At 64.5% G+C, this 25,009-nt stretch carries 18 protein-coding genes and 2 pseudogenes; 13 read left to right on the top strand and 7 right to left on the bottom strand.

Annotated features, from left to right (window positions below; translation table 11 throughout):
• Positions 1-31: 31 nt before the first annotated feature.
• Positions 32-1,153, top strand: a complete 1,122-nt coding sequence (locus AC1DVR_RS14615) for an ABC transporter ATP-binding protein (RefSeq protein ID WP_478001323.1) — start codon at positions 32-34, stop codon at positions 1,151-1,153.
• 209 nt (positions 1,154-1,362) lie between these two features.
• On the opposite strand, the gene AC1DVR_RS14610 is transcribed toward AC1DVR_RS14615, so the two are convergent.
• Entirely contained in the window at positions 1,363-2,625 is a 1,263-nt protein-coding gene (locus tag AC1DVR_RS14610) for an adenylate/guanylate cyclase domain-containing protein (RefSeq protein WP_478001322.1), read from the bottom strand.
• Positions 2,626-2,912: 287 nt separating this feature from the next.
• Between AC1DVR_RS14610 and AC1DVR_RS14605 the strand changes: the two genes are divergently transcribed.
• A complete protein-coding gene (locus tag AC1DVR_RS14605; protein WP_478001321.1) occupies positions 2,913-4,643 on the top strand; it encodes an adenylate/guanylate cyclase domain-containing protein in 1,731 nt (576 codons plus the stop codon).
• A gap of 112 nt (positions 4,644-4,755) precedes the next feature.
• Here the strand turns inward: AC1DVR_RS14605 and AC1DVR_RS14600 are convergent, their stop codons facing one another.
• Genes AC1DVR_RS14600 through AC1DVR_RS14580 form a run of 5 tightly spaced genes read right to left on the bottom strand, consistent with a single transcriptional unit; the run spans position 4,756 to position 9,642 of the window.
• A complete protein-coding gene (locus AC1DVR_RS14600) occupies positions 4,756-5,343 on the bottom strand; it encodes a DJ-1/PfpI family protein (RefSeq protein ID WP_478001320.1) in 588 nt (195 codons plus the stop codon).
• 57 nt (positions 5,344-5,400) lie between these two features.
• The gene (locus AC1DVR_RS14595) at positions 5,401-6,363 is read right to left on the bottom strand and encodes a substrate-binding domain-containing protein (protein ID WP_478001319.1); all 963 of its coding nucleotides are present in this window, start codon (positions 6,361-6,363) and stop codon (positions 5,401-5,403) included.
• Positions 6,364-6,404: 41 nt separating this feature from the next.
• Complete coding sequence (locus AC1DVR_RS14590) at positions 6,405-7,391, bottom strand: ABC transporter permease (protein WP_478001318.1); 987 nt, start codon at positions 7,389-7,391, stop codon at positions 6,405-6,407.
• The gene (locus AC1DVR_RS14585) at positions 7,388-8,950 is read right to left on the bottom strand and encodes a sugar ABC transporter ATP-binding protein (protein WP_478001317.1); all 1,563 of its coding nucleotides are present in this window, start codon (positions 8,948-8,950) and stop codon (positions 7,388-7,390) included. The genes AC1DVR_RS14590 and AC1DVR_RS14585 overlap by 4 nt, the downstream gene beginning before the upstream one ends.
• Positions 8,951-8,952: 2 nt before the next feature.
• Positions 8,953-9,642, bottom strand: a complete 690-nt coding sequence (locus AC1DVR_RS14580) for a GntR family transcriptional regulator (protein WP_478001316.1) — start codon at positions 9,640-9,642, stop codon at positions 8,953-8,955.
• A gap of 102 nt (positions 9,643-9,744) precedes the next feature.
• Here AC1DVR_RS14580 and AC1DVR_RS14575 point away from each other — a divergent pair, with 102 nt between their 5' ends.
• The 6 genes and pseudogenes from AC1DVR_RS14575 to AC1DVR_RS14550 all read left to right on the top strand — a co-directional run bounded on the left by AC1DVR_RS14575 (position 9,745) and on the right by AC1DVR_RS14550 (position 16,267).
• Positions 9,745-10,749, top strand: a complete 1,005-nt coding sequence (locus tag AC1DVR_RS14575; protein ID WP_478001315.1) for an Ldh family oxidoreductase — start codon at positions 9,745-9,747, stop codon at positions 10,747-10,749.
• 23 nt (positions 10,750-10,772) lie between these two features.
• Positions 10,773-11,972: an iron-containing alcohol dehydrogenase gene (locus AC1DVR_RS14570; RefSeq protein ID WP_478001314.1), complete on the top strand. Its 1,200-nt coding sequence runs from the start codon at positions 10,773-10,775 to the stop codon at positions 11,970-11,972.
• Positions 11,973-11,987: 15 nt separating this feature from the next.
• Complete coding sequence (locus tag AC1DVR_RS14565; protein WP_478001313.1) at positions 11,988-13,451, top strand: NAD-dependent succinate-semialdehyde dehydrogenase; 1,464 nt, start codon at positions 11,988-11,990, stop codon at positions 13,449-13,451.
• Positions 13,452-13,459: 8 nt separating this feature from the next.
• Positions 13,460-14,293 carry an alpha/beta hydrolase gene (locus AC1DVR_RS14560; RefSeq protein WP_478001312.1) on the top strand — a complete coding sequence of 278 codons (834 nt, stop codon included), beginning with the start codon at positions 13,460-13,462 and terminating at the stop codon, positions 14,291-14,293.
• Positions 14,294-14,365: 72 nt separating this feature from the next.
• Positions 14,366-14,624 (top strand): annotated as a pseudogene (locus AC1DVR_RS14555) (hypothetical protein); the annotation flags it as partial.
• 239 nt (positions 14,625-14,863) lie between these two features.
• Positions 14,864-16,267: a calcium-binding protein gene (locus AC1DVR_RS14550; protein WP_478001311.1), complete on the top strand. Its 1,404-nt coding sequence runs from the start codon at positions 14,864-14,866 to the stop codon at positions 16,265-16,267.
• A gap of 495 nt (positions 16,268-16,762) precedes the next feature.
• Here the strand turns inward: AC1DVR_RS14550 and AC1DVR_RS14545 are convergent, their stop codons facing one another.
• A complete protein-coding gene (locus tag AC1DVR_RS14545; RefSeq protein WP_478001310.1) occupies positions 16,763-17,662 on the bottom strand; it encodes a class I fructose-bisphosphate aldolase in 900 nt (299 codons plus the stop codon).
• 380 nt (positions 17,663-18,042) lie between these two features.
• On the opposite strand from AC1DVR_RS14545, the pseudogene AC1DVR_RS14540 reads away from it, so the two are divergent.
• The 5 genes and pseudogenes from AC1DVR_RS14540 to AC1DVR_RS14520 all read left to right on the top strand — a co-directional run bounded on the left by AC1DVR_RS14540 (position 18,043) and on the right by AC1DVR_RS14520 (position 24,984).
• A pseudogene (locus tag AC1DVR_RS14540) lies at positions 18,043-18,951 on the top strand (alpha/beta fold hydrolase).
• Between the two features lie 76 nt (positions 18,952-19,027).
• Positions 19,028-20,005, top strand: coding sequence for an alpha/beta fold hydrolase (locus AC1DVR_RS14535; protein WP_478001309.1), 978 nt, complete (start codon positions 19,028-19,030; stop codon positions 20,003-20,005).
• Positions 20,006-20,080: 75 nt separating this feature from the next.
• On the top strand, positions 20,081-21,052 hold the full coding sequence (locus AC1DVR_RS14530) for an MBL fold metallo-hydrolase (RefSeq protein ID WP_478001308.1): 972 nt from the start codon (positions 20,081-20,083) through the stop codon (positions 21,050-21,052).
• Between the two features lie 142 nt (positions 21,053-21,194).
• A complete protein-coding gene (locus AC1DVR_RS14525; RefSeq protein ID WP_478001307.1) occupies positions 21,195-21,611 on the top strand; it encodes a DUF302 domain-containing protein in 417 nt (138 codons plus the stop codon).
• 514 nt (positions 21,612-22,125) lie between these two features.
• Positions 22,126-24,984: an ATP-binding protein gene (locus tag AC1DVR_RS14520; RefSeq protein ID WP_478001306.1), complete on the top strand. Its 2,859-nt coding sequence runs from the start codon at positions 22,126-22,128 to the stop codon at positions 24,982-24,984.
• Positions 24,985-25,009: the final 25 nt, after the last annotated feature.

Raw genomic sequence — 25,009 nt, 5'->3', positions numbered from 1 at the left:
CTGACCGCCGTCCCATCCAAGGAGACCCCGCTTGGGCCAGCTTTCCCTCAAGACCGTGATCAAGACCTTCGGCGACATCCAGGTCGTCAAAGGCGTCTCGCTGGACGTGACAGAGGGCGAATTCGTCGTCTTCGTCGGCCCCTCGGGTTGCGGGAAATCGACCCTGCTGCGGATGATCGCAGGCCTTGAACATACCAGCGCCGGCGATATCGTGATCGACGGCAAGCGGGTCAACGACCTGCCCCCGGTCAAGCGCGGCATTGCGATGGTGTTTCAAAGCTACGCCTTGTACCCGCATATGACGGTCTACGAGAACATCGCCTTCCCCCTGCGGGTCGAGCGCGCCTCCGAGGCGCATATCCGCAAAAAGGTCGAGGCTGCGGCCGCCATCCTGCATCTGGAAACCCGGCTGCAGCAAAAGCCCGGCCAGCTCTCCGGCGGCCAGCGCCAGCGCGTCGCCATCGGCCGCGCAATCGTGCGCGAGCCCGAGATCTTCCTCTTTGACGAACCCCTGTCGAACCTCGACGCCGCGCTGCGCGCCGACATGCGGCTGGAACTGACCCGCCTGCACAAGCAGCTGGGCGCCACGATGATCTATGTGACCCATGACCAGGTCGAGGCGATGACCATGGCCGACCGCATCGTCGTGTTGAACGGCGGCTACATCGCCCAAGTCGGCGCACCGCTGGAATTGTACCACAAGCCGCAGAACAGCTTCGTCGCGGGCTTCATCGGCAATCCCCGGATGAACTTCCTGCCCGTCACCTGCACCGGCACTTCGGAAGCCGGGGTCGAGGTGACGTATCAGGACACCAGGGTCGTGATCCCGGTCACCCCCCGCGCCGGGCTGGAAGGTGCAGCCCTGCAGCTGGGCATCCGCCCCGAGCATATCACGCCGGGCCGTGGCGACGTCACCCTGCGCGTCACGCCTTCGGTGGTGGAACACCTCGGCCAGCAGACCATCGGCTATGCCTCCCTCCCCGGCCGGGAGGAGAACTTCTGCTTCGTCCTGCCCGGCACGAAGGTGATCGAGGATGACAAGCCGCTCGACATCGGCTTCTCGGTCGCCGAATGCCACCTGTTCGACGCCGAGGGCGAAGCGCTGGAACGCCGCGTCGACCTCGCCGCCATGTCGGTGCCCCCGGCGCTTTGAGCAGGGCCGTCAGGCCCGCGCGCGGCGCTGACCCGAGAAACCTGTCCCCATCCCGCCGGATCCTGCAGGCACCTGCCCCATCGGGGCCGGCCTCAGAGTTCAATGCCGCAGGCTGCCGCCGCGACAAGCGTGGCCGGCAGGTCTGATCCGCGCTCAGGGCCATCAGGGACCAGCGATCAAGACCTCATGGCCGGAAACACGGGCGTCTGTCAGGGGTTAGCGTCCCCGGCATGTCCGTCAGCGCTCAAAGCCTCTGCATCCAGAAGTGCGAAGACTTCGACGGGCTCCCCCAGCCCCCGCAAGGCGTGAAAGCCAAGGTCCTCAACCGCGGATCGGCAATCCGCCATGTCGACGAAGGCCTTTGACAGCAGGACCGGCCGGCCCACGGTCTTGGTCAGCGTCTCCAGCCGCGAGGCCACATTGACCGCCGGACCGATCACCGTGAAATCGAGCCGGGCGCGCGAGCCGATGTTGCCATACATGACATCCCCCACGTGGACGCCGATGCCATAGCCCAGAGCAGGCAGCCCGCGTTCCAGATTGGCGGCATTGCCGATCTTCAACAGCGCCCGGGCGGAGCCAATCGCCTTCAGAAGGTTCGTGGAGGCGTCAGGGTCGCTCAGCGGAAAGATCGCGAGCAAGCCGTCGCCCATGAACTTCAGGATTTCGCCGCCAAAGCGTTCGATCGGCTCCGCGATGGCATCGAAATAGCCGTTCAGCAGTTCGATGACGTCATCGCGCGGCCATCTGTCCGAAATCTCGGTGAAGTTGCGCAGATCGCAGATCAAGACCGCCGCGCTGACGGTCATCCCGCTGCCGCGCCGCGTTGCCCCGGCCAGAATCTGCGCGCTCGCATGTGGCCCGACGTAGGTTTGCAGCAGGGTGCGCGCCAGCACGTTCTTGATGCGGATTTCACTCACCAGCGCCAGCGCCGGCAGGAGGTCGCGCAGAAGGGCGATATCCTCCGCCGAGAACCCACCCGGGCGATCGGAGGAGAAGGTCACCGAATGGCGTTTCCCCAGCGTGTGCTTGATCGGCCAGGCGATGTAGTCGGTATAGCCTTCCTGCCGCAACTCGTCATAAAGCGGGTAGTTCGGCGCATCGCCGGGCGCATCCTCCAGCCGGCAACGCACCTCTTCGGCGCCCTCGAAAAGCAGGACCATCGGGCTCAGAAGATACTGCTGCGTCCGCTCCACCCCATAATCAATGGTGTTGATCTCCGCCTCGGTCATGCCGGTTTTCCACAGGATGCGCGCGCCCAGCCATTGCGGGTGATGCGTGCTGAAGTAGAGCGAGCCCCGCGCGACCGGCACCCCCGCCGCGACCAGGCGTTCGCAGAGGGCGACAAACACGTTGTCGATGAAACGCTCCTCTTGCGTCCCGGTCACAAGCCAGTCGAGGATGGCACGACGGTGCATCGTCCAGATCCCCTGGTTGGAAATTTCGCGCAGCACGCCACCTGAATCGCCCATTCGTCACCTCAAGACTCCCGCGCGTCGCATCTTGCCGGCTGCCGGGGCCTGCCGCACTCTACCCCCGGGCCCGAGGAACGTCAGCCCCTCGATGGAAGCCCGCGCCGCACCCTGCCCGGACCGGCGAAAGGGGGCGGCAGCGCGGTCCACAGGTGCGTGGCAATGGTGGCCGCCAGCCATTCTTGCCTGGCTTTGCGTCAATCTTGGGATACGCCGCGCGCAAGCGGTGGTATGATCGCGGGACCGTGTCCGGGATAATCTTCACGATATCGACCCTAGGAATTGAAATGTGCGCAGGGAATGTCGAACGTCGGCTGGCTGCCATCCTTGCTGCGGATGTGGTGGGCTATTCCCGGATGATGGGGGTCGATGAAGAAGGCACCCTTGCCGCCCTGAACAGCCATCGGCGCGACTTCTTCGACCCGATGATCGCCAGGCACGGCGGGCGCATCTTCAAGGCCATGGGCGACGGGTTTCTTGTGGAGTTCAACTCTGCGGTCAATGCGGCGACCTGTGCGGTGCAGATCCAGACCGGCATGGCCGAGCGCAACCGGGACGTGGCGCAAGACCGCCAGATCATCTTCCGCATCGGCGTCAATCTGGGCGATGTCGTCGTGGAGGGCGACGACCTGCACGGGGATGGGGTGAATGTGGCGGTCAGGCTGGAAGGGCTGGCCGATCCGGGCGGCATCTTCCTGTCGACCAATGTCCATGATCAGGTCAAGCGCCGCATTGACGCGCAGTTCGATGATCTGGGGCCGCAGACCCTCAAGAACATCGCCGAGCCGATGCGCGTGTTCCGCATCCGGATGCAGGCCATTGAGGCCGCTGCTCCGGCCCTGACCCTGCCCGACGGGCCCTCGATCGCCATTCTGCCTTTCGCGAACATGAGCGCGGACCCGGATTACGACTATTTCGTCGATGGCCTGACAGAAGACCTGATCACCGACATCTCCCGGGTTCCGGGCCTATTCGTGATCGCGCGCAATTCGGTCTTTGCCTACAAGGACAAGGCGATGGACGTGCGCCGGATCGCGCGCGAACTCGGGGTGCGCTATCTTCTGGAGGGTTCCGCCCGCCGCTCGGGCGGCCGGGTGCGGATCAATGTGCAGCTGATCGACAGCCTTGGCGGCGGGCACATGTGGGCCGAGCGGTTTGACCGCCAGATGGAGGATTTCTTCGATCTGCAGGATGAAGTGACCGCCCGCATCCGCACGGCGCTGGTGGGCCAGCTGGTCGCCCCGCCGCCGCGCCACCGGCCCAAGAGCACCGAGGCCTATGATTTTTGCACCCGCGGGCGGGCGCTGCTGGAATCCTCCTTTGGTCTGGCCGATGCGATGCGCGAAGCGATCGTGCTTCTGGAAGAGGCCATCGACCTTGATTCCGACTATGCCGAGGCCTACCGCTGGCTCGCCATGGCGCGCAGCGATGCCTGGAACCACGGCAACATCCCGGTCGACACAAGCCGCGGCACGGTCCTTGATCTCGCCCAGCGGGCCGTGACGCTTGACGCCAACGACTCGCAATGTCACGCGACCTATGCCTTGCTGCTGGATTACGCGGGCCAGTGGGAGGCGTCGCAGCGCGAACACCTGCAAGCCCTGGCGCTGGATCCCAACAATGCCGACGGGATGGTGATGTATGGCGACTTCCTGCTGTTCGCCGGGCAGCATGACGAAGCCGAACAGCTTGTGCATCGGGCCTTGCGGATCAACCCGCTGCCGCCGGCCTGGTACTTCATGGCGAAGGGCAAGGTTGAATATGCCCGGGGCCGCTATGAGGAGGCGGTCAAGACCCTGCGCAACCCGGTCACCTACCGCACCGCCTCGCGCCGCTATCTGGCCGCGAGCCTTGCACAGCTGGGCCAGACCGAAGACGCCCAGCAGGAGGCGGCCCTGTTCATGGCAAGCAACCCCATGTTCACCATCCGGCACTGGGTCTCCTCGACGCAGTTCAAGGATGCGGCGACGCAGGCGCATTTCATCGAAGGATACCGCCTGGCCGGGCTGCCGGAGTAGGCAAGGATCGCGAAAGGTCAATTCTGCCCGGATCACCCGGCGATGCGGAGTTTCGGGGCAGAAACCGTCGACTTTCGCCCCTGCGGCTGGGGCAGCCGCAGGGGCGAATACCTCAGCTGTGCGTGATCTGGGTGCCAAGCACCTTCATGCATTCGCGCATGAAAGCGGCAAGGCCGGTCCAGCCCTTGGCCGAGACCATGGTGCCGTCGACATAGGCCTCATCCGGTTTCACATCGATATAGGTGCCCCCCGCGAGGATCACTTCGGGCTCGCAAGCCCCCAGCGCCGCGACCTTCTTGCCGCGCACCACGCCATCGACCGCCACGAGGATCTGCACGCCATGGCAGATGGTGAAAATCGGTTTCTGCGTCTCATGGAAATGGCGCACCATCGCCTGAATACGCTTGTCGGTGCGGATATATTCCGGGCCGCGGCCGCCGGCACAATAGACCGCATCATATTCGGCCAGCACGACCTCGGAGAAGGTCTTGTTGATCTCGGCGAAATGCCCAAAACGCTCGATATAGGTCTGGTGGCCTTCGAAATCATGCAGCGAGGTCTGGATGCGCTCGCCCTTCTTCTTGTCGGGGCAGATCACGTGGACGGTATGGCCGACGGCTTCCATCCCCTGTTGGAACACAAAGATTTCATACTCTTCGGTGAACTCGCCACAGAGCATGAGGATTTTCTTACCGGGCATTTGGCTTCTCCATTGGATTTTCGAAATGGGGCACCCGGTTGCGGGTGCCCCCGTGGATCAGAAGGGCGAGTCAGGGAAGTAGAACTGACCGGCATTCTCGGGGGTGATCAGCGGCGCATCCAGTTTGAAGTTGCCGCGCATCGGGGCCTGGCCGGTGAACTGGGCGGCGGTCATGTAGATCGCCGACTTGACCATCGACGGCGGATAGGGCGTCGAGATCGGGGTCATCGGGTCCTTGTCCATGACCATCTTGACCACATCCTTCATGCCGTTGCCGCCCAGCGCATATTTGATCTCGGTCCGGCCGGATTGCTTGACCGCCTCGAGCACGCCCAGAAGCATGTCGTCGTCATTGGCCCAGACCGCGTCGATCTGCGGGTATTTCGCCAGATAGTCCTGCATCAGGGAGAAGGCTTCGTCCTTGTTCCAATTGGCGTATTGGATGTCGAGGATTTCAATCTTCGTGCCCTTGATCACATCGGTGAAGCCCTTGATGCGCTCGTCGTCGATCACGGTGGGAATGCCGCGCAGGACGACGATCTTGCCTTCGTTGCCCATCTTGTCGGCCAGCCATTTCGCGGTGTTCGCGCCCACGGCAATGTTGTCGCCCGCCACGTAAAGATCCTGGATCGTCGGATCGGTCAGGCCGCGGTCCACCACGGTGATGAAGGTGCCGTTGGCCTTGACCTGGGCCACCGGCCCGGTCAGCTCTTCCGAGGTGAAGGGCAGGATCACCAGCGCATCCAGCTTCTGGCTGGCCGACAGATCCTCCAGCGCCGAGACCTGTGCTTCGGCCGAGGGCGAGGTTTTCACGATCACATCAATGTTCGGGAACGCCGCCTCGATCTCCTTCTCGGCCTGTTCGGCGTGATAGACCACGCCGCCGGTCCAGCCATGGGTTGCAGCCGGAATGGAGACGGCGATGACCTTCTTGTCCTGCGCCAGCGCCCCCATGGCCGTCAGCGCCATGAAGCTTGCCGCAGTCGCAAGGCCCAGCGCGCGTCTTGTGAGTTTTGTCATGATAGTTCCTCCCTTTGAAAAGCGAGCGTCCCCCCCGGACGCTATTTGATGAAACGATGTGCGAGCATGGCCAGAATGATGATCACGCCCTGGACGGCGGCGACGAGATATTCCGAGACCAGGTTCGACAGCACCATCAGGTTGGCGATGACCTCAAGGATCAGGGCACCGGCGACGGTCCCCCAGATCCGAGCCTTGCCGCCCCGCAAGGCGGTTCCGCCGATCACCACGGCTGTGATGACCTGCAATTCCCAAAGTTGCCCCGTCGTCGGCGTGGCAGCACCCAGACGCGGGATGTAGCAGATGGCGGCGATCGCCACGCAGATGCCCTGGATCACGAAAGCCATGGTCCGGACTTTGGCGACGGACACGCCCGAGAACCGCGCCACCTCGGAATTCGAGCCGGAGGCCATGCAGCGGCGGCCGAATTTGGTGCGGTACAGGATGAAGGCGCCGATCAGGACCACGACCAGGGTCAGGAGCACCGGATAGGGCACGCCCAGGAAGCTGCCGAAATAGACCGGCCGGTAAGGGTCGCGCAGCGCCCGGTCGATCGGGATCGAGCCGCCGTTCGACATCCAGGTGATCAGGGCGCGGAAGATGCCCATGGTGCCGAGGGTGACGATGAAAGGCTCGATCTTGCCCACGGTTGTGATCAGGCCGTTGAGCAATCCGCACAGCGCACCGACCACCAGACCGATCCCCGCGCCGGCAAGAATGGCGCCGGACCCCATCGAAGGCTCCAGCCGGTTCATCACCATGATCATGATGCCGGTGACGAAGGCCATCATCGATCCGACCGAAAGGTCAAGGCCGCCCGAGGAGATCACAAAGGTCGCGCCGACGGCGATGATCGCCACGAAGGCCGAGCGGGTCACGACATTGGCGATATTCGTGCCGCTCAGAAAGCTGGAGTTCATCGTGACCCCGATCAGGATGACCAGAGCGAGGGCGACGAAGGGGCCGGTATCGGCCCAGCGGATGCGGCGCGGGGCTGCGACGCCGGTTGGTGCGATGGTGACTGTCATGGGTGTTTTCCTCCGGCAACATGCGCCTCTGTGCTGGCAGCGGCGTAGACGACGTTCTGTTCGGTGATCTGCGCGCCGGTCAGCTCCGCCACGATCCGCCCGCCGCGCATGACCAGAACCCGGTCGGACAGGCCCACAAGCTCGGGCAATTCGGAGGAGATCACGATGCAGGCCTTGCCCGCACGCACCAGCGCATCGATGAATTCGTAGATCTGGCTCTTGTTGCCGATGTCGATGCCGCGGGTCGGCTCGTCGATGATCACGACGGAGGGATCGGTCAGCATCACCTTGGCGAGCAACAGCTTTTGCTGGTTGCCGCCGGACAGCTGCCCGGCATCCAGATGCACCGAGCGGACGCGGATGTCATAATCGGTCACCGCCTTGCCCAGGGCCGCGGCTTCCTTCTGCCGGTCGAGTGTCACGCGGCGATGCACCGTGTCCAGAGATTGCAGGGTCAGATTGCGCATCAGAGGCTCGTCCATCAGCAGGCCTTTGCCCTTGCGGTCTTCGGTCAGATAGACCAGCCCCGCAGCCTGACAGGCCGCGACCGAGCGGTGTGCGATGACAGCCCCGTTCACGGTGGCGCGCCCCTGCGACGGTCGCAGCCCCATCAGGCCCTCGCAAAGCTCTGTGCGGCCGGAGCCGATCATGCCGCCGATGCCCAGCACCTCACCGGGGCGGACGGTGAAACTGCCCTCGACCGCGCCATGGTCGACCGACAGGTTTTCCACCGTGAGCAAGGGCTCCCCCCGCGCAGGGGGGCGTTTGGCCGGATAGAGCATGTCAAGCTTGCGACCGACCATCAGTTCGGCCATGTCGCGCTGGCTCAGGCCCCGGGCGGGCCAGGTGCCGATCATCCGACCATCGCGCAACACGGTGATGCGGTCGGCCAATGCCTCGACCTCGTCCAGCCGGTGCGAGATATATAGCACCGCCGCCCCCTGATCGCGCAGGCCGCGCACCACGGCCAGCAGGGCTGCAACCTCGTCATTGGCCAGAACCGCGGTCGGCTCGTCAAAGATCACCACCTTGCGCGGTTCCAGCAGGGCGCGGGCGATCTGGACCAGCTGGCGCTGCGCAAGGGGCAGATCGCCGACGACGCTTCGCGGATGGCACTGCGCGCCGATCGAGGCCAGAACCTCCGCCGCGCGCCGGTTCATCTCGCGGTCGTTCACCAGAAAGCCGCGCGACAGTTCCCGGCCAAGGAACAGGTTCTCGGCCACCGTCAGATCAGCGGCGAGGAGGATTTCCTGATGCACCAGCACAACGCCCGCTGCCTCGGCCGCCACGGCATTGGGGAAGGCCACGCCCTGCCCTGCCATCTCGATCTGGCCCGCGGTCGGCGCCACATAGCCCGACAGCAGCTTCATCAGCGTCGACTTTCCCGCGCCATTCTCGCCGATGATGGCGTGAATTTCACCGGCGCGGATCTCCAGCGCCACCTCCGACAGCACGGTGATCGCGCCGTAAGACTTTGACAAAGCATCCGTCCGCATTGCGGGCACCGGCGTTGGCAAGGGCACGGAGGCCACGCCGAACAAGGGAGAAGCCTCGCTCATGGTCATTCGAACGCGGAAAGCAGGCGGTCGCGCGAGCGCAGGATATGGTTGCGCATTGCCGTTTCGGCGGCCAGCGGGTCACCGGCGCGGAAGGCCACCAGCAGGTTCTCGTGTTCTTCCAGCGCCTCTTGCGTGACGCGGGTGTGGAACATCAGCCGGAAGATGTGCAGATGCACATGCTGATTGAACAGCGTGGTGCGGATGACCTCGTTTCCGGCGATCTTCAGGATCGCATCGTGAAAATCGGCGTCGGCGCGGGCAAAGCGGGAATAGCGGCTGGTGCGGTCCACCGGGGTGGCGCCGTGACCCATGTCGGCGGCGGCATCCTCCAGCAGCTTCAGCGACTCCGGCGTCATGTTCAAAGCCGCAAGCCGTGCGCCTTCCGGTTCCAGCAGCAGGCGGAAGGTGTAGAGGTCGTCGAACTGCTTGCGGACCAGTTGCGGTGCAGCCGAGTAACCAATCAGATGCGCCTTGCGTACCAGCCCCTCGCGTTCGAGGAGCGACAAAGCCTCTCGCACGGGGGTCTGCGACACGCCCAGATCGCGGGCAATCACATCGATCGGAATCCGCGCGCCCGGTGCGATCTCCAGCGACATCAGGCGTTCGTAGATGCTGTCATAGACGCCATCCACGATGCTGGCCGGGCGCAGTGACGCCGTCCGTTTCCCTGCTCGATCCGCTGCCATACCCATTCCGTTTCTCCAGCATCTTCGACTTGACACAAGCGATTGACTCGCAAATATGGTATCAAATGTCAAACACAATATCATATACGATCCGATATAGGATTATGAATGCAAGTCGCTGAACCCGAACTGCGGCGGCTGGCAGTCTCGCTTTTGCGCGGGCGCGGCGCGTCGGCGTCGACGGCCTGGCTGCAGGCCGATTTGCTGATGGAGGCCGAATTGCGCGGGCTGCCGTCACACGGCGTGCAGCGCCTGCCCCGCCTTCTGACCCGGATCGACCGCGGTCTGGCCGACCCCAACGCCTCGGGCCGCCACCACTGGCGCCACCGCAGTTTTCTGGAGGTCGATGGCCAGGCCGCGCTTGGCCCGGTGGCCCTGATGGCGGCGCTGGAGGCCCTTGTCGGGCCGGCCAGAGACAGCGGCATCGCCCTGGCCGCGATCCGCAATTCCAACCATAGCGGCATGCTGGCCTATTACGCCGAGGCCGCCGCCAACCGTGGCCTGATCGGGGTTGTCCTGTCGACGAGCGAGGCGCTGGTGCATCCCTTTGGCGGCACCCAGGCCCTGCTGGGAACCAATCCGATCGCGATCGGCATCCCCACGGGCGAGACCCCTTTCGTGCTGGATCTGGCGAGCAGCCTTGTTTCCATGGGGAAAATTCACAACCATGCCCTGCGCGGTGCGCCCTTGCCCCCGGGCTGGGCGGTGGATGCCGCAGGGCACCCCACGACAGACCCCGAGGCCGCCAAGACCGGCGCGATTGCGCCATTCGGCGGGGCCAAGGGCTATGGTCTGGGCCTGGCTTTCGAGCTGATGGTGGCGATGCTGGCGGGCTCCAATCTTGCGCCCGACGTGCGGGGAACCCTGGATGCGACCTCTCCCGCGACCAAGGGCGATGTGCTGATCCTGATCGATCCCGGCTCAGGCCAAGCCATGGCGTCGCGCTTTGCGGCCTATCTCGACGTACTGCGCGGCTCGCGCGCGGCCGATCCGGCCACGCCGGTCGCGGTGCCGGGCGACGGAATGCGCGCCCGCCGGGCCTTGGCGCTGCGCGACGGCATCGACGTATCAGACAGCTTGATGAACGACTTGCGGGCCCTTTCGGCCGCCTGACCCCGTACTGGAGGAAACAGACCATGGATTATTTCGGCACCATCAGAGCCCCGCGAGAGATCGTTTTCGGGTCCGGGCAACGCCGGGCGCTTGGCGTGATTGCGGCGCGTCTTGGCCACAGGGCCCTCGTCGTCACCGATGCGCGCCTGGCCGGGGATGCCGAGTTTCTGGCCATGATCGCGGATCTGCAGGCCTCGGGGCTGGTTGTGCGAATCGAAAGCGGCACCCTGCCCGATGTGCCCGTCGACACCGCCGTCATCGCGGCCGAGGCCGCCCGCGCCTTCGCGCCGGATCTGGTGATCGCCGTCGGCGGCGGGTCCTGTCTGGACATGGCAAAATGCGTGGCGCTGCTGATCTCGCACGGCGGGCGACCGCAGGATTACTACGGCGAGCTGAAGGTGCCCGGCCCGATCCTGCCGTTGATTGCCATCCCGACGACGGCGGGCACCGGGTCGGAGGTCACGCCCGTGGCCGTTCTGTCCGATGCCGAACGCAGCCTGAAAGTGGGGATCTCCAGCCCCTATCTCATTCCCACGGTGGCGATCTGCGACCCCGATCTGACCATGACCTGCCCCGCCGGCCTGACCGCCATCGCCGGCGCCGATGCGCTGACCCATGCGATCGAGGCTTTCACCGCCACCCGCAGGACGCCGACCTCGGGCTTGGCGCAGGAACGTGTCTTCATCGGCAAGAACGCGATTTCTGACCAGTTCGCTTTGACGGCGATTTCGCTCCTGTGGAAAGGGTTGGAGGCCGCCTGCACCAATGGCTCGGACGCCGAGGCGCGCGCACAGGTGATGCAGGGGGCGACGTTTGCCGGGCTTGCCTTCGGCGTTGCGGGCACGGCAGCGGCACATGCCATTCAATATCCGGTCGGCGCCTTGACCCACACCGCCCATGGTCAGGGCGTCGCCTGCCTGATGCCCTGGGTCATGGCGTGGAACCGCCCCGCCATCGGCCCCGAACTGGCGCAGATCGCCGCGGCCATCGGCGTGCCCTCTGCTGACGAGGTGATCCCCGCGATCTCGGCACTTTTCGCCCGCATCGGCATTCCCCCGACCTTGGCGGCGCTTGGCCTGGCCGAAGACCGCATCACCTGGGTGGCCGAGCAGTCTTGCGGCATCGAGCGGCTGATCCAGAACAATCCGCGCCCCTTGGGCAAAGCCGAGATGACCCTGCTGCTGAGGGCCGCCTTCACAGGCGACCTTGGCCTGATCCACTAATTGTTAGGACATGACATGACCCTTGCGCCCTCCCTCACCCGCTTTGCCGATCCTGCCTTGCATGCCCAGGGCCTTTTCATCGGCGGCACCTGGCATCCCGGCCACGGCATTCCGGTGACCGACCCGTCTTCGGCGCTGGAACTCGCCGAAGTGCCGGACGCGTCCATTTCAGACGCCATGCGGGCGGTTGATGCCGCCGAAGCCGCAGCCCCCGGGTGGCGGGCAACGCCAGCCCGGCAGCGCGCCGAGATTCTGCGCCGCTGGTTCGCGCTGATGGTGGAAAACGCCGAAGATCTCGCCCGGCTGATCTCGCTGGAAAACGGCAAGGCCCTGCCGGATGCACGCGGTGAGGTGGCCTATGCCGCAGAGTTCTTCCGCTGGTATGCCGAAGAGGCGGTTCGCGTCGGCGGCGAGTTTCGCCACGCCCCCTCCGGCGCGCATCACATCCTTGTCGACCATGACCCGATCGGGATCTCGGTGCTGATCACGCCGTGGAATTTTCCCGCCGCGATGGCCACCCGCAAGATCGGCCCCGCCCTTGCGGCGGGCTGCACGGTAATCCTGAAACCGGCCTCGGAAACCCCGCTGACCGCCTATGCCATGGCTCGGCTCGGGGCAGAGGCCGGCGTGCCCGCAGGCGTCGTCAATGTCGTGACGACCACCCAGCCCGGCCCGGTGGTCAGCGCCATGCTGGCCGACCCGCGCGTGCGCAAGCTTTCGTTCACCGGATCGACCGGCGTCGGCCGCACCCTTCTGGCTGAAGCCGCAAAGACCGTGGTGTCCTGCTCGATGGAACTGGGGGGCAATGCGCCCTTCGTGGTCTTTGACGACGCCGATCTGGAGGCCGCACTCGACGGGGCGATGGTCGCCAAGATGCGCAACGCAGGTGAGGCCTGCACCGCCGCGAACCGCTTCTATGTCCAGGCGGGCATTCACGACGCCTTCGTCGAAGGGCTGACCCGGCGTATGGCGGCCTTGAAGATCGGGGCGGGCACCGATCCCGCCACGCAGGTCGGCCCGATGATCACCCCCAAAGCGGTGGCCAAGATCGATCGGCTTGTCCGTCAGGCGGTGGCGCGAGGCGCCAAGGTGACCACGGGCGGCGCGCCCCTGCCCGGCTCGGGCTATTACTATCCGCCGACGGTGATCGAGAACGTCCCCGCAGATGCCGAGATTGCGCATGAAGAGATCTTCGGCCCCGTCGCCGCCGTCTACCGGTTCGAGACCGAGGCCGAGGCGATCCGGCAAGCCAACGCGACCGAATACGGGCTTGCGGCCTATGTCTATTCGCGCGACCTTTCGCGGGCATTGCGGGTTGGAAAAGGGATCGAGGCGGGTATGGTGGCCATCAACCGTGGATTGATGTCCGATCCGGCGGCGCCATTTGGCGGGGCCAAGCAAAGCGGCCTGGGCCGGGAGGGCGGTGTTACCGGCATCCTCGAATTCATGGAACCGAAGTATTTCGCGGTGAACTTCTAGGGGCGTGCATGGAACAGGATCTCTACCGCAACCGCGATTTCATCCCGGATTTCGACGCATTGATGGCCGAAACCGCGGCCCGGTCACGCGAACTTGCCGCGCGGGTCACGGTCCAGGCGGATGTCGCCTATGGCGCCTCGGCGCGGGCGCGGATGGATATCCTGTTCCCGCCCTCCCCGGCCCGGGGGGCGCCGCTGCATATGTTCATCCACGGAGGATACTGGCGGGCGGGGTCGAAGACCGACCACCACCTTGTGGCCGCACCCGTCCTGGCCGTCGGCGGCATTGCCGCGATCGTCACCTATGATCTGATGCCGAAGACCCGTCTGGCACAGATCGTGGCCGAGGTCCGTGCCGCGGCCCGGCATCTTTCGGCGCTGGCGCCCGCACTCGGGGCGGACCCCGCACGCTTTTCCGTCAGCGGCCATTCCGCCGGAGCGCATCTGGCAAGCTATCTTGCGGCCCATGGCCCTGAGGAGGAGACAAAACCCAAGCTGCCCGACCTGCGCGGTCTCTTGCTGGTCAGCGGCATTTACGATCTGTCCCGGATCCCCTTCAGCTTTCTGAAGGACGAGGCGGAAATGACGGTTGCGGAGGCGCGGGCATGGTCGCCCCTGACATCATCGCAACTGCCCCTGCCCCGACGCATCGTGACGCGGGGCGCGCTGGAGATGGCGCCGTTTCAGGATCAGGCCGTGGCCTTTTCCGCGCAGCTGATCGCCGCGGGCCAGCCCTGCACCCTGCGCTGCGAACCCGGTCTCAATCATCTGAGCATTGTCCTGTCGCTCGCCGATCCCAAATCGGCCCTGGGCGAAGTGCTGTCAGAACTGACCCTGGCCTGACCCGGCAGAAGGCAAGCCCCCCTTTCCGACCGGGAATTGCCGCCGAAGCGGTCATCCACGCAAGGCGCAGAACGGACCCGGCCGGGCATGGTGGCCAGCCGCTTCAAGATGGCGGGCGGGGTGGCATGCACGACCCTGTGCCGACGTCTGCAGACCCTCGCGGCCCGGACCCCGCAGCGCCGCGCCCAAGGCCCGTTGAACCTGCCGGGGCTATAGTGCCACGGGAATGACGCCGGTGCGCCTTAGCATGGCGCGGGGGATCAATTGCCTCGGCGATGGCGCGTGGCAGGCCCGACACCATCGCGTTCCAGCGCGGCGCCAGTGGCAAAAGTGATCCGGCGATGGGCACCGCTGACCCCAGGCCCTGCGCCGATGACCAGCGCGTATTCGACCCCGTTTCGGGAAAAGCGACAGAAAAGACCGACGCGCGCGAATATCGGGAACCAACCCGGACCTCGGGCGTTTGCTTGTTACGCCAGATGTGACCCACGCGATCGTCACGGTGCTTTTGGCCAGCGCACGTCCGGGAGTCATGCAGACCTTCGGTGTGAGAAATCTCAGGAGACAGAAATGACCATTCGCACCGTCGGACCGACGTCCGACTTCCCCTCTATTGCTGCCGCAATGACTGTCGCCGGGCCGGGAGATACCATCTATCTGGAAGCCGGCTACAGCAACGAGACGGCGACGATCTCGTTCAACAACATGACGATCTTTGGCGGCGCCGCCTCGCAGGGCATCGTCCTGAATCTGGCGCCCGGCATTGCGACGGTGACGATGACCGGCACGGCGCCGATGCATCTGAGGGATGCGAGCGATGGAAACGGCATCGTCGGAAACGCCGGCAACAACCTCATCACCGTCACCGGCGGCGTGGATGCGGTCGATGGCGGCCTTGGGGTGGACCGTCTGGTCGTGGACTACCGCCATGCCACCGGCGCCGTCACCGGCGACAGCACCTCGAACTTCACGGAAGCCGGGGGTGGCGGACGTTCGGTCACGATGACCGACGGCACCATCGAGCATTTCACGATCCTGACCGGGTCGGGCGCCGATACCATCACCACGGGTGCCGGGAATGACATCATCAAGACCGGCCAGGGGGCCTCGACCATCTCGGCCGGTCAGGGGGCCAACGTGATCGTCAGTGGCGCGGATTCCGACACGATCACCGCGCTCGGCGGGGGCAACCGGATCCATGCCGGCGACGGCACCAATACCGTCACCACCGGGGGCGGCCGTGATGTCATCTTTACCGGAAAGGGATCTGACACCATCGTCGCAGGCGGCGGCATGGACCAGATCCACCTGCACGGCGGCGCCGATACGGTTGACGCGGGCGCGGGGTCGGACCGGCTGTTCCTCAACTACGCGGCGATGACCTCGGCGGTGTCCGGTGGCGTGGCGGGTGGCAATCTGTCGACCGGCTATGTCGGCCACATCGCGGACTTGCTTGGCAGTTCGGTGGATTTCCAGCGCGCCGAGAATTTCACCATCACGACCGGCAGCGGCAATGACAGCCTGTCCACGGGCAAGGGAAATGATGCCCTGTCCGGCGGCGCGGGGCGCGACGTCTTCAACGGCGGCGGCGGCAGCGACACGCTCTTTGGCGGCGCGGGCGACGACCGGCTTCGGGGCGGTCTTGGCGACGATATCACCCGAGGCGGCGCGGGCGCCGATGTCTTCGTCTTCGCCACGGTCAAGGAAACCGGCACCGGCACAGGCCACGACGTGATCCGCGACTTCGAGGCAGGAACCGACCGTATTGGTCTCGCAGGCATCGACGCAAACTGGAATCTTGCCGGCAATCAGGCGTTCCACTTCATCGGCGCGGCACAATTCTCCTCGATCGAAGGCGAGCTTCGCTATGCCGCGGGCCTGGTCACAGGGGATGTCAACGGCGACGGGCTGGCCGATTTCAGCATCGAGGTCGGACCGCTTCTCGCCCTCACCCAGCACGACTTCGTGCTCTGAAGCGACGGGCTGAGACCCACCCTGATGGGTTTCCAAATCCATGGGCCTGCACCGGTTTCGCTCCGGTCAGGTGCCCACGTCAGGCGGCGGTACGTGCAACGGCCCCGGGTGGTTTCCACCCGGGGCCGAAGTGTTTTCGAGGTGCCCTGTCGAAGCCGTTGATGTTCCAGAAGAACGGCTTCAAGCCCGCGCCGGGTTTGCCAATTGCGGCGGCAGACCCGTTCAGCGCCCCGCGATTGAAAGACGCTCTCGACGGCAGAATTGTTCGAGCAAGCGCCCTTCCCACCCATCAAGCGCGTCAGGGCGCGCCGAGCGCCCTGACGCGTATCCTGCGGTCGCTGATGGCTGAGCCGGGCATGCCAACGAGGAAACCTCAGATGGCGCGGTTCTAGGGGCGCCCCTCGCAGGCTCGATGCTGGCCTGCGCGTCAAACCCGCTGGCGCAGCCTACACCGGTTTGTGGTGACGCCCTCAGTCACCGCCCTCAGCCACGTCCTCAGTCACCGCGCTTTTCGGTCGAGGCGGCGTATATCTGGCTGATCGCGGCGCTCAGGAGGCGATGGAAGGCCGCGTCGTCCAGATCCTGGCGCAGGTCCTCCAGCAAAGCGCGGGAGAAACTGGCGATCATCCCATGGTTTCTGGCCAACCGCTCGCAAGCCTCGCGCCTCGACAGGCCCCCCGACAGCGCCAGCACGCGCAGCACGCGGGGATGTGCGGCGAGCGGGGCGTAGGTGTCGGGCTGTTCCGGAAGGGTGAGTTTCAACATCACCGGATACTGCCCGGGCATCGCATCAAGGCGACGGGAGATTTCCGCCACAAGGAAAAGCTCGGTGGCCCGGCGATCCGCCGCCTCTGTCAGCACCTCGGGCTCAAGGATCGGCAGAAGCCCTGCGGCGGCGATCTGCCCGGCCAAATCGAACTGCTGGTCCAGAAGGGCGGCAATCCCCGCGCGGTCCATCCTTCTGATGACCGATCTCATCTTGGTGCCAAGAACACCCAGTGCCGTCGCGCGTTGCAACAGCCGGCCCAGATCCGGAATGGGCTTCATCAGCTGGACGCCCAGCGCCTCGGGCGCCAGACCCTGATCGATTTTCAGGAAGGGCGCCACGCCACGGCTTCGCAGGTAGTGGGGGACGGGTTGGCCCGCCACCTGCCCCTCCATCGTCCGCTCGAAGAGGATCGCCGCCAGCACCTTGCGGCCATCGAAATCCGGCGCCGAGATGATGCGGACCCGCATCTGGTGGATCAGCGCGGCCATCTCCGTGGCATCGCCCCAGCTTTCCTTTGGTATTCCATAGGCTTGAAGGGTGGCGGCGGTGGAGCCTCCGCTTTGGTCGAGGGCCGCGAACACCCCGGCGCCGGCCTTTACATGTGCCATCATCGCAGAATCAGTCATGACCGACATCCATGCCCCCCAGAGGCTGCAGCCTGGCTTGAAGAGGTGCCAAAAGCGCAAAAGGTCAAAGCCTCGGCAGAACGCATGCCGTGAAAACCCAAGAGGGATTTCCCGGTGCGCAGCGGCGATCTCCGGACCTTTCCTGAGACTTTAGCAAGGCCTGGCGCCCGTCCGGAAGTGAAGCCTTGTGAGATGGGAAGAGCGGGTGGCGGAAGGCACATGAACCCCTCGGAGGACGGTCGCCCCGCAGACCGCGGCCGTGACGCGGAGGCGTATCGTGAAGCGTTGAAGGACGCGGGGGGCCTGTGGGCCGTGCGCATTGCAACACCCGCCAAGCATAGGGCCAAGGTGCCCGAATTGGGGCCGATCGCCCGCTCACAATGTCTCACACCCCCTCATTCCATCTGTTTGGCCGCCAGAAAGGGCAATGGCTAGGGTCGGGCCATGCAGTTTCAGGAGACCTCACGATGGGCATTCTCAAAACCAAGGATGGCACCGAAATCTACTACAAGGATTGGGGCTCGGGCCAGCCGATTGTCTTCAGTCATGGCTGGCCCCTCACCGCAGATGCCTTCGAGGACCAGATGTATTTTCTGGCCTCCAAGGGCTATCGCTGCATCGCGCATGACCGGCGCGGCCACGGCCGGTCCAGCCAGCCCTAGACCGGCAATGACCTTGATGGCTATGCCGATGACCTGGCCGAACTGACCGCGGCACTTGACCTCAAACACGCCATCCACGTCGGCCATTCGACCGGCGGCGGCGAGGTGTGCCGCTATATCGGCCGGCACGGCACCAAGCGTGTGGCGAAGGTGGCCCTGATCGGGGCCATCCCGCCCGTCATGGTCAAATCCGAAAAGAACCCGGGCGGAACGCCGATCGAGGCTTTCGACCAGATCCGCGCGGCGGTGCTGGCCGACCGGTCGCAGTTCTGGATGGATTTGAGCCTGCCGTTCTACGGCTACAACCGCCCCGGTGCCAAGGTCTCCGAAGGGGTGCGCAAAAGCTTCTGGCTGCAGAGCATCATGGCCGGCTTTCCCGCGTCCTACTTCTGCATCAAGGCCTTCTCGGAAACCGACCTGACCGAGGACCTCAAGAAGATCGACGTTCCGGCGCTGGTGCTCCATGGCGACGACGACCAGATCGTGCCGATCGCGGACTCGGCACTTCTGTCGTCCAAGATCATCAAGGACGCGAAACTGGTGGTCTACAAGGGCGCGCCGCACGGGATGTGCACCACGCACAAGGACCAGGTGAACGCAGAGCTTCTGGCCTTCATCGAGGCCTGACAGGCCGCCTGCCCCGCCCCCGCGCCCTGCCGGGCGCGCGGCATTTCGCGCCCCATGCACCTTCAGGAGATCGGCAATGATCATAAAGGACACGCGTTCCGCCCTGGCCCCTTCGCGGCGCAGCCTCCTGACCGGCGGGGCGGGGCTGATGGCTGCCTCGGTTCTGGGCATCGGGGGGCTTTCCGCGCTGCCCGCGCGCGCCAAGACGGCGCCCACGCACCACAAACTGACGGGCAGCACGCTGACGACGGCGGATGGCGCCGAGATCTATTTCAAGGATTGGGGCCAAGGACGGCCCGTCGTCCTCAGCCACGGCTGGCCCCTGTCCTCGGATGCCTTCGAAGACCAGATGTTTTATCTGGCGTCACATGGGTTCCGGGCCATTGCCGCCGACAGGCGCGGCCACGGCCGGTCCAGCCAGACCTGGGAGGGTAACGATCTCGACACTTTTGCCGACGATCTGGCAGCCCTGACCCTGGCGCTGGATCTGAAAGATGCCGTCCACGTCGGGCATTCGACCGGCGGCGGCGAGGTCGCCCGCTATATCGGGCGGCATGGCACCGGGCGGGTGGGAAAGGTCGTGCTGATCAGCGCCATTCCCCCGATCCGGGCCCAGACCCCGACCAACCCGATGGGCGCGCCGCTTGCGGCCTTCGACGATTTGCGCGCCACCTTGCAGGCCGACCGTACCCAGTTCTGGCAGGAGCTGTCGTTGCCCTTCTACGGCTACAACCGCCCCGGCGCGCGGATCTCGGAGGGCGTGCAGGCGCAGTTCGTCCAGCAATGCATGATGGCCGGCTTTCCGGCCTGCTATCTGGGGGTCAAGGCGCAATCGGAGACCGATCAGACCGAGGACCTGAAGCAGATCAGCGTGCCGACGCTGCTGATCCATGGTGCGGATGACCAACTGGTGCCGATCGCCAATTCCGCCGAATTGTCGCTCAGGTTGATCCCGGATGCGGCGTTGAGCGTCTACGCGGGCGCACCGCACGGTCTGCCCACCACACACAGGGACCGGCTGAACGCCGAATTGCTGGCCTTCTGCTCCGGTTGAGGCGGCAGAGGCGCCTGTCCACGAAGGCGCTGCCTGCGCGACGGCTCCCCTTTCCCCTTATCGAAGGATGAAATCATGCACATCACGTCCCCCCACAAGATGTCGCGTCGCGGCTTTTGTCTGTGCTGTCTGGCCGCAAGGACTGCCGCGCTGACGGGCGTTTTCCTGACACCCCGGCAGGCCTTCGCCGAGGCACGCGGGATTGTCACCGTCATCAAGGACAGCGCCGCGGTCACCCCGATCGCGGTCCACAAACTGCGGGGAAATATCACCGTGCTGGAAGGATCGGGGGGCAATGTCGGCGTGCTGAACGGGCGCGATGGAAAGGTGCTGATTGATGCCGGAATTTCGGTGTCGCGTGAGAATATGACCAAGGTGCTGGCCGAGATTGGCCCTGAACCCGTCACGCATCTGATCAACACGCATTGGCATTTCGACCATGCCGATGGCAATGTCTGGCTGAACGCGGCCGGCGCCTCGATCATCGCCCATGACAACACGCGCAAGTATCTCTCTCAAGTTCAGCGCGTCTCGGACTGGGACTATAATTTCCTGCCGACCGCGGCCGAGGGGCTTCCGTCGAAGGTCTTCACGAAAAGCCTGGACCTGTCCTTGAACGACACCTCCCTCGGCCTCAAGTCCTATGGCGTGGCCCATACGGACGGCGATATTTCGGTGACATTTGCCGAAGCGGACGTGATCCATGTCGGTGACACTTACTGGAACGGCATGTACCCGTTCATCGACTATTCGACGGGTGGCAGCATCGACGGCATGATCGCGGCCTCGGACGCGAACCTTGCCGCGACCACCAAGTCCACCATCATCATCCCCGGCCACGGCAATCCCGTCAGCAACCGCGCCGAACTGCAGGCCTTTCGCGACATGCTGGTGGCGGTGCGAGACAATGTCGCGGCGCTGAAAGCGGAAGGCCGGTCGCGCGCAGAAACCGTCGCGGCCAAACCGACCGCGGCCTTCGATGCCCAATGGGACAAGTCCTTGGTGGACCGTGACTATTTCACCTGGCTGGTTTACGAGGGCGTCTAGGTCCCGCTCCGGTCTGATCGGCGCCGCCGTTGGGAGATCCGGCAATTCCGGCGCTGCCACCGGCCAGCGACGCCGGCTTTCCAGCCCGGTGGAACCACAGGGTCAAGGCGGCGAAGCGCGCCGTCTGAAGGAGGAGAGACACATGGCATCAGACGGTTTCATGTCCATCGTCAGCGCGCATGACTTTGCAGAGACCCTCGGTCGTCTGGAAGGCGCATGTTTGCGGCACGGATTTACCGTCTTTGCCCGCATGGATCATGCGGCGGCGGCGGCCTCGGTGGGGCTTGCCATGCGCCCCACCCGGGTTCTTTTCGTCGGCAACCCCAAGGCCGGAACGCCCCTGATGCGCGCCCTGCCGCAGGTCGCCATCGACCTGCCGCTGCGCCTTCTGCTGTGGGAGGATGACGAGGGCCGCGTCCTCATCGGCACCAATGCCCCCGCATGGCTGATGCGGCGCCACGCGGATACACTGGCGGAAAGCCCGCAGGTCAAGGCGATGCAGGCGGGACTGTCCGCCCTCCTGTCCGAGGCGGCGGGTGAGATGCCCCAAGGCGCATAACCAGCCCGGCGACACGTTCGGGAGCACGGGTCAGGCGGCGGATCCGGCACGGTCCGCCCTCTCTCACACATCAGCATCGTGATCCGGCCACAGGCCCGGCGTGGCGCCACGGATGCAGATCGGCACCCGGTGGTGACATTTCGTCGGCACCGCCGGAGACGAACTCCGCCGCCCGCGGCAAGCTTCGGCGGGTCGGCGGACCACCGGACGATCCGGCCAAGAGCGGGAAATGCCACTGCGCCCCTTTCCGTCGCGAGTCGGGAAAGGATGCGGCCCGGGCTGCGGGCGCGCTGGCAGGATGCGGCGCGATTTTGACACGCGGGCTGCGGGTCGGCCCGGGGGCCGTAAAAAGCGACAGGATTGCAGGGCGAATAAGGGAAACTGGCGCCCGCAGGTGAAAATCAGGGTCACGACCCGGCGGAATCCTGCACATTCCCGAGATTTTTGCGACAGGTGTCTGCTAAGCTTGTCGGGAGATGTCCCGAAATCCCTCAGGCACAGGCGAACCCGACACTTGCGGACAAATCAAATTCAAGATCTTGAGGATCTGGTTTTCTTCGGGCCATTCAGACTTTCCGCTGCCGGACGGCGGCTTGAGAGAAATGGAATCCCCGTCGTTATCGGGGCGCGAGCCCTTGATATTCTGATTGTCCTTGTGGATCAGGCGGGCAAGATCGTGAGCCAGCAAGAATTGCTCGACAAGGTCTGGCCAAACCTCACCGTTGCCGAAAGCGCATTGCGGGTGAATATCAACAAGCTGCGCCAGGTGCTTGGCGAGGCCGATCTGGGTGCGGGATATGTTCAGAACGTGGCAGGCCGGGGCTATTGTTTTGTCGAACCGATTTCGCGCCTGCCAACCTCAAGGTCCTGGACGCTGAATGAAGTGCTCTGGACGCCGAAGCAAAACCTGCCCCCTGCCCCGATGCGGATGGTAGGGCGGGATTCAATCGCCGAAGGAATTGCGGACCGCGTTTTGGCACATCGGTTTGTGACCATTGTCGGCCCCGGCGGGGTCGGAAAGACCACCCTTTCCATCGCCGTCTGCTATGCCATTGCTGACCGGTTTGACGGAAAGGTCGTCTTTGCAGACCTTGGCGCGATCAGCGACCAGTTGCTTGCGCTGACGACCATCCGCACGGCGCTTCATCTTCCCAGCAACGTCGAATCCCTGTCCGGGCTTGTCGCCGCTCTGAAAGGACATCGCCTTCTTCTTGTCCTCGACTGCTGCGAACATGTCGCGGACGAGGCCGCCGCAATCGCCGAGCGGATCTTTCAGAACACCGACGATTGCCATCTGTTGCTGACCAGCCGTGAGCCCATGCATTGCGATGGCGAACAAGTGTTCAACGTGCCGCCGCTGCAATTTCCGGCAGCAACCGAAACGCTGACGGCACGCGAGGCCCTGGCCTATCCCGCCGTCCGGCTTTTCGTCGACAGTATCAGCGCCAAGGATCAGGGCTTTCAGCTGCAGAATACCGAAGCACCGGTCGCCGCGAAAATCTGCCAGCGCGTGGACGGCATCGCGCTGGCGCTTGAGCTGGCCGCAGGGCGGGTCAGCGCCTTTGGGCTTGACGAAGTGCTCAGGCAACTCGACGGCCGCATGAAGCTGCTGTGGCATGGACGCCGGACCGCCCCGCCGCGGCAACAGACCCTGGAAGCGACGCTTGACTGGAGCTTCAAGCTGCTTGGCGACATCGAGCGCATGCTGTTGTGCCGACTGTCGATTTTTGTGGGCGTCTTCACGCTGAAGGATGCCGAAGCGGTGGCGGCGAACGAACGGCTCTCCGAATTACTGATCTCGCAGCACCTCGGCAGTCTGGTGGATCGCTGCCTGGTTACCGTCGATCTGGCGGGGCCGTCGCCGCACTACCGCCTTCTGGACATGACGCGGGAATTTGCTTTGGGCAAAATCGCGACGGAAACCGAGCGGACCAGTCTGGCGCGCCGCCACGCCGCGCATTTCCTCCAGCTTCTGGCGGAGGATGCAGGCATTCCGCCGGGTCGGATGGCCGTGCACCAGAACCTGCCCGCGGCATTTCGGCTTGGCAACATTCACGCCGCACTCGAATGGTGCTTTTCGGCGGACAAGTCTGGGGACATGCGTCTCGGCCTGCGTCTGGTCGCAGCATCGGGGAATTTCCTGCTCTCGCAAGGATTGACGCTGGAATGCAGGAGGTGGGTCGAGAAGGCGCTTGCCGAACTGGATGCCACGGAATTGGGCACGCAGCTGGAATTGCAGTTGCAGATCATTCTGGCCTCGACCTTTGCTCTCGCCGAATATCACAAACGCGTTCCGATATTTGATCGCGCAATTGCGCTGGCGCGTGATCTGGGGGAGCGCCGCATTTATCGCACCCTGACCTATGAACGACGCTACGATCAGGCGTTCTGGGGTGAATCCGAGATCGCACTCCGGGCCGCCTTTGCGGCAAGGGCCGAGCTGTCCGACGACGATGACGGCGTTGAACTGATGATCGCCGAAGCCACGATCGCGTCAATTTCCCACACCTTCGGACTTGACCTTGAGGCGAACCGGCATTTCAGGTCCGCATTCGCGCATCTGAAAAGATCAGGGCATCAAGCCGCTGATCTGATGAGCGAAAAATCCTTCCGCCGAATGCGCTCCACCTATGCGAACAACTTGTATACCTGCGGGTTTGTCGATCAGGCGGCAGCCATCGGTGAGGATTTTATCGAGAGGTTTGAAACCTCGAGGGATTTTCTGGCCTATGGCGAAATCATGACCCGGATCTCCTTCATCTTCGAATGGAGACAGGAGTGGCACAAGGTCGCCCAGATCTACAATGCGTTCGTGAAGAACTCGCTGCGGCAACCCACCGATGACATGCACTACCTGTATTCGGTCATGCGGTGCAAACTGCTGATGAGCATCGGCGCGTTCAAGGAAAGCGTTGCCACGTTGCAGGGCCACTTCGACCAGGTCCCGGCAGGGTCGCCGGGGCGTTTCATCCTGTTTGTGCCGCTCTGTGAAGGGCTGGTCAGAATGGACCGGCAGGCCGAAGCGCTGCAGATCATCGCGCAGGCGCTGGTATATGAGGCCACCTATCCCAGAACCGGTTTTCGCGCGGAATACCTGCTGTGCAAGGCAAACATCCTGATCTCCATGCCGGACCCGGACGCGGCAGAGATCGAGCGCATCCTGCATGTTTCGCTGGACGCAGCCCGCGAGCAGACCTCGCTCACCCGTGAAATGGACACTGCCCTGGCCTTGGCCGGCTTCTTGCAGCGCCAGAACCGGGTGGCCGAAAGTCGGGCTGTTCTGAGACCGGTGCATGACCGCTTCACGGAAGGATTCGAGACCAAGGTCCTGATCGCCGCCGGGGAGATTCTGGGGAATACCGCCACAGCCTGACGGCCCGGAACGCCCTCGTCTCCGG

The sequence above is a fragment of the Rhodobacter sp. P2_H5 genome (assembly GCF_056403335.1).
Note: the sequence above shows the minus strand (reverse complement) of the source record. Positions and strands in the feature narration are given on the sequence as shown.